7 protein-coding genes are annotated in these 4,683 nt (G+C 70.5%); 3 read left to right on the forward strand and 4 right to left on the reverse strand.

Annotation, left to right across the window (positions count from 1 at the left end):
- Positions 1 to 146 precede the first annotated feature (146 nt).
- Positions 147 to 1,349 (forward strand): pyridoxal phosphate-dependent aminotransferase, encoded by a 1,203-nt coding sequence (locus ACILRF_RS14475; RefSeq protein ID WP_395674099.1) that lies wholly within the window; start codon positions 147 to 149, stop codon positions 1,347 to 1,349.
- Between the two features lie 4 nt (positions 1,350 to 1,353).
- Here the strand turns inward: ACILRF_RS14475 and ACILRF_RS14480 are convergent, their stop codons facing one another.
- Entirely contained in the window at positions 1,354 to 1,590 is a 237-nt protein-coding gene (locus ACILRF_RS14480) for a DUF2171 domain-containing protein (protein ID WP_395674100.1), read from the reverse strand.
- An 89-nt stretch (positions 1,591 to 1,679) separates the two neighbouring features.
- Here ACILRF_RS14480 and ACILRF_RS14485 point away from each other — a divergent pair, with 89 nt between their 5' ends.
- Entirely contained in the window at positions 1,680 to 1,856 is a 177-nt protein-coding gene (locus tag ACILRF_RS14485) for a DUF4169 family protein (protein ID WP_395674102.1), read from the forward strand.
- Positions 1,857 to 1,860: 4 nt separating this feature from the next.
- On the opposite strand, the gene ACILRF_RS14490 is transcribed toward ACILRF_RS14485, so the two are convergent.
- Entirely contained in the window at positions 1,861 to 2,586 is a 726-nt protein-coding gene (locus ACILRF_RS14490; RefSeq protein ID WP_395674104.1) for a Coq4 family protein, read from the reverse strand.
- Between the two features lie 115 nt (positions 2,587 to 2,701).
- Between ACILRF_RS14490 and ACILRF_RS14495 the strand changes: the two genes are divergently transcribed.
- Positions 2,702 to 2,914, forward strand: coding sequence for a ribbon-helix-helix domain-containing protein (locus tag ACILRF_RS14495; RefSeq protein ID WP_395674106.1), 213 nt, complete (start codon positions 2,702 to 2,704; stop codon positions 2,912 to 2,914).
- Here the strand turns inward: ACILRF_RS14495 and ACILRF_RS14500 are convergent.
- Positions 2,911 to 3,639: an RNA pseudouridine synthase gene (locus ACILRF_RS14500; RefSeq protein WP_395674108.1), complete on the reverse strand. Its 729-nt coding sequence runs from the start codon at positions 3,637 to 3,639 to the stop codon at positions 2,911 to 2,913. The genes ACILRF_RS14495 and ACILRF_RS14500 overlap by 4 nt on opposite strands.
- A 13-nt stretch (positions 3,640 to 3,652) precedes the next feature.
- Positions 3,653 to 4,567, reverse strand: coding sequence for a class I SAM-dependent methyltransferase (locus ACILRF_RS14505; RefSeq protein ID WP_395674110.1), 915 nt, complete (start codon positions 4,565 to 4,567; stop codon positions 3,653 to 3,655).
- Between the last annotated feature and the right edge of the window lie 116 nt (positions 4,568 to 4,683).

Here is a 4,683-nt window from a genome sequence, read left to right on the forward strand (position 1 = left end):
GGCCGGCCGCACCCTGGCCGACATCAGCCTGGCGAGCTTCGTCTAAGGCCAGCTTCGTGTAGGAGAGACGCGAGGTTTGCCGCGGCGCGGGGTTAGGCTAAACCCCGCGCCCGAACCTCGTCTCCAATCCGAAGGATTCTTGTCCCATGTCGCTGCAGTCCGACGCCCTTTCGCGCGTGAAGCCGTCCGCCACCTTGGCGGCCGACCAGAAGGCGCGGGAACTGAAGGCGCAGGGCCGCGACGTCATCGGCCTCGCCGCCGGCGAGCCGGACTTCGACACGCCGGACAACATCAAGGAAGCCGCCATCAAGGCGATCCGCGACGGCAAGACCAAGTACACCAACGTCGACGGCATCGTGGAGCTCAAGGAAGCCATCTGCGCCAAGTTCCAGCGCGAGAACGGCCTCTCCTACAAGCCCAGCCAGGTCAACGTCTCGCCGGGCGGCAAGCCGGTCATCTACAACGCCATGGTCGCCACCCTGAACCCGGGCGACGAAGTCATCGTGCCGACCCCCTACTGGGTCAGCTACTGGGACATCGTGCTGCTGGCCGGCGGCGAGCCGAAGGCCGTCGCCACCACCGCCGAGGCCGGCTTCAAGCTGCAGCCCGACCAGCTCGAGGCGGCGATCACGCCGAAGACCCGCTGGGTGCTGCTGAACTCGCCGTCCAACCCGTCGGGCGCCGCCTACACCCGGGCCGAGCTGCGCGCCCTGGCCGACGTGCTGCTGCGCCACCCGCACGTCTGGATCCTTACCGACGACATGTACGAACACCTGGTGTTCGACGACTTCGAATTCACCACCATCGCCCAGGTCGAGCCCGGTCTTTACGACCGCACCCTGACGATGAACGGCGTCTCGAAGGCCTATGCGATGACCGGCTGGCGGATCGGCTACGCCGCCGGCCCCGAGCCGCTGATCAACCTGATGCGCAAGGTGATGAGCCAGTCGACCTCCAACCCCACTTCCATCTCGCAATGGGCGGCGGTCGAGGCGCTGAACGGCACGCAGGAATTCATCAAGCCGAACCAGAAGCTGTTCCAGCAGCGCCGTGACCTGGTCGTCTCCATGCTGAACCAGGCGACCGGCATCGACTGCCCGACCCCGGAAGGCGCCTTCTACGTCTATCCCTCGTGCGAGGCGCTGATCGGCAAGACCGCCCCGAGCGGCAAGGTCATCACCTCCGACGCCGACTTCGCGACCGAGCTGCTGGAATCCGAAGGCGTCGCCGTCGTCCACGGCGCGGCGTTCGGCCTCTCGCCCTTCTTCCGCATCAGCTACGCGACCTCGAACGCCGTCCTGGAAGACGCCTGCGGCCGCATCCAGCGATTCTGCGCCGCGGTTCGCTGAGGCCTCAGACCTGCGTCCGCCACGCCGCCTTGGCGGCGTCGCGGGTGCGGTTCAGCCAGACCTGGTCGCCTTCGACCCGGTCGACCCACTCCAGCGGCGCGCTGTGGTGCTTGAGCCCGGAGCCGAGGTCGAGCTTCGACAGCTGGATGTCGTCGCCGACAACATGGTCGACCTTGCCGACGTGATGGCCGTCCGAGCCGACCACTTCCATGTGCGGGTGGATGTCCGAGGGTTGCACCATGAACCGGCTCCGCTTGCGTTCGACGCTGCGGCTAACGGAAAAGCCCCGGCCCCGGTTGCGACCGCTGGCGGCCGTGTCATCCTTCCGCGATGACCGAGCCGATCAACCTCAACAAGGCGCGCAAGGCGCGCGCCCGCGCCGACGCTAAGGTCACGGCGGCGGAGAACCGCGTACGCTTCGGCCAGACGAAGGGCCAGAAGGCGGTCGCCAAGCTCGACGCCGAACGCGCCCGGCGGGCCCTCGATCAGGCGAAACGCGAGGACTGAGGGTTCAGGCCAGCAGGTCGCGGCGCTCGGGCGGGATGGACTCGTAGATCGTCGGCCGCGCAATCTTCAGCCGCACCCGCGCCGCCTCCAGCGGCTCGGCCAGCAGCGCCTCGTAATCCTCGCCCAGCAACCAGGCCGCCCGGCGGCCATCGAGATAGGCCCGCCACATCGCCCGCCGATAGGGATAGCCGCGCTCGTTCAGCGACCGCACCGCCGCCCCCACCGCGATCAGCGCCCAGCCGAGGCCGCCGGTCTGCGGATAGGAGAACGCCACCAGGCACGCCTCGCCGAGGCCGTCGCGGCCGTAACCGGTCAGGATGTGCCAGATGTCGTGGACGTCCCGCGTCCGCCGGCCGAACCAGGCATAGGGGTGCGGATCGTCGATGGTCGAGACGCCCTCCTGGCTGATCTCGACAAGCCCCTGGGCCGACAGCCGCTCGGCCCGCACGAAGTCGCGATAGGCCGCGCCGACCGAGCCGGCCGGCAGGCTGTCCAGCCAGGCGTCGTCCATCAGCCGCTCGGCGAACTCCCGGCGGGCGTAGGCGATCGCCCCGCCCTCCGCCGTCTCGAGCAGCCGGCTGTAGCCCCGGGCGGCGGCGTTGCCGTCCATCGCCCGCATGATCTCGAAGACCTGGACGGTGTCTTCCTTGTCAGCCAGCAGCCGGCGCAGGCTGCGCAGGGCGTGGGGCCAGTTGACGGAAGAACTGTATGGGGTCTCGGCCATGGCCATGAAGGGGGCGACTCCGTAACGGCGAGGAAAATGACGCCGGTGTCACCGAACTTCAAGACTGGACGTTCTTCCGGCCGGGGATTGAGCTGCGGCGTAATCGCTCTAGAGGTCAGGCATGTCTTCGCTGCGGAAGCGTTCTGTCCTGCTGGCCGGCCACGCCACCTCGATCGCGCTGGAGCCGGAATTCTGGACCGTGCTCGAGGCCATGGCCGCCGCCCGGTCGATCAGTCTCGCTGGCTTGATCGCTCGCATCGACGCCCAGCGTGCGGGCCGTCCCCTCGCCTCCGCCTGCCGCGTCGCCGCCCTCACCCACGCCCAAGGCGCCTAGGCGAAGATCGCGCCGATCTCTTCGGCGGTCATGATCCGATAGGCGCCCGGCGCCAGGTCCGAAGGCAGGTCCAGGCCGCCGATGCGGTCGCGGTGCAGCGCCTCCACATGGTTGCCGACCGCCGCGAACATCCGCCGCACCTGGTGGTAGCGCCCCTCGGTGATGGTCAGGCGGGCGCGCGTGTCGGACAGCGGCTCCAGTACGGCGGGAGCCAGCGGCTTGTCCTCGCCCTCCAGCATCAGCTCGCCGGACGCGAAGATCGCCCCCTCGTCGCCCCGCAGCGGCCGGGCCAGGGTCGCCACATAACGCTTCGCGACATGCCGCCGCGGCGAGATGATCCGGTGCAGCAGGTCGCCGTCGTCGGTCAGCAGCAGCAGCCCCGACGTCTCCTTGTCCAGCCGCCCGACCGTGGAGATCGCCGGCTCCCGCAGCCGCCACCGCGACGGCAGGAGGGCGTAGACAAGCTCGCCGTTCTCCTTGTGCGAGCATGTGACCCCCGTCGGCTTGTGCATCATCAGCGCGACGCCCGGCAGCGGGTCCAGCGGACGGCCGTCGACTTCCATCCGGGCCGGCAAGTCCGGGCTCAGCGCGATCCGGGCATCGGCCTTGGGGACGGGCCTGCCGTCCAGGGTGACGGCGCCGAGCCGCGCCATGGCCTGGATCTCCCGGCGCGATCCATAGCCGAGATTGGCCAGCAGGCGGTCCAGCCGCACGGCGCCGCTCATGTCCCCGCCCCTCTCACTTGCGCGCCTCGAACACCTTGAAGCCCCCGCCCTCGGCGCGCAGCGACACACCGCCGAACAGCTCGCCGAGCACGCCCTCGTACGGCAGGTGGCGGTTGGCCACCAGCCACAGGACCCCGCCCTTGCGCAGGGCGCCGTGCGCCCGCCGGATGAACGCCTGGCCGAGCGAGCGGTCCTCGGCGCCGCCATCGTGGAACGGCGGGTTCATGACCACGAAATCCAGGCCTGCCAGCTCCGGGCCCGTACGGGCGTCCTGCCAGTGGAAGGCGACGCGTGGGTCGACCACGTTGCGCTTGGCGCATTCGAAGGCCCGGCCGTCGAGCTCGACCAGGGCCAGCTCGGTGACTCCCGGACTGACCAGCACCGCACGCGACAGCAGGCCAAGGCCGGCGCCCAGGTCGGCGCCGCGGCCCGAAAGCGGCGGCAGGGTCTGGATCAGCAGCAGGCTGCCGGGGTCCGGCCGGTCCCAGCTGAACACCCCGGGTTGGGTCCACAGCCCCAGCGTCTCGGACAGGCGCGGCCGGCCGGCTTCGATGGCCTCGTCCAGGTCGGCGACCGACGCCGGCCGCACGGTCCGGCATATCCGCTGATGCTTCTGGCCCATCTCGTCGACGGCGCAGCCGAACGCCGCCAGCTCCTTGCCGAGCCGCGAGCCGCCCTTGTCCTTGGGCGCAAGAGCGGTAAGGCGCCCGCCCGGCTTCAGGGCTCGCAGCGCCAGGGCCAGGACATAGCGCCGCTCCAGGGTCCCTGGCGGCGCGGCGACCACCGCCCCGTCCAGGCTCTCGGCCGCCATCTCGCTTAGCGGCGCGGAGCCCGGCGCCAGCGGCGAGGTCTGCACCGCGCCGTGCGGCCAGGCCGCCAGCGCGGCGGGCGGCTGTCCATAGACGACGAAGGCCGGATCGGGGCTCAAGCGGCATAGCTCCACGCGCGAAGGCGTCGCGATACCGGCCGGCGCCTGCCGCGTCCAGCCGCCGGGGCTTAAGGCGCCGGCTGAGCGGGTCCGTTGACCACGCCGCCCGGCGTCGC

Source organism: Phenylobacterium sp. (genome assembly GCF_044236515.1).
Taxonomy (GTDB): Bacteria; Pseudomonadota; Alphaproteobacteria; order Caulobacterales; family Caulobacteraceae; genus Phenylobacterium.

Bases quoted from the DNA above. Each gene is read 5' to 3' on its own strand.
- ACILRF_RS14475 (WP_395674099.1), top strand. From the start codon at position 147: ATGTCGCTGCAGTCCGACGCCCTTTCGCGCGTGAAGCCGTCCGCCACC.
- ACILRF_RS14485 (WP_395674102.1), top strand. From the start codon at position 1,680: ATGACCGAGCCGATCAACCTCAACAAGGCGCGCAAGGCGCGCGCCCGC.
- ACILRF_RS14500 (WP_395674108.1), bottom strand. From the start codon at position 3,639: ATGAGCGGCGCCGTGCGGCTGGACCGCCTGCTGGCCAATCTCGGCTAT.
- ACILRF_RS14495 (WP_395674106.1), top strand. From the start codon at position 2,702: ATGTCTTCGCTGCGGAAGCGTTCTGTCCTGCTGGCCGGCCACGCCACC.
- ACILRF_RS14490 (WP_395674104.1), bottom strand. From the start codon at position 2,586: ATGGCCATGGCCGAGACCCCATACAGTTCTTCCGTCAACTGGCCCCAC.
- ACILRF_RS14480 (WP_395674100.1), bottom strand. From the start codon at position 1,590: ATGGTGCAACCCTCGGACATCCACCCGCACATGGAAGTGGTCGGCTCG.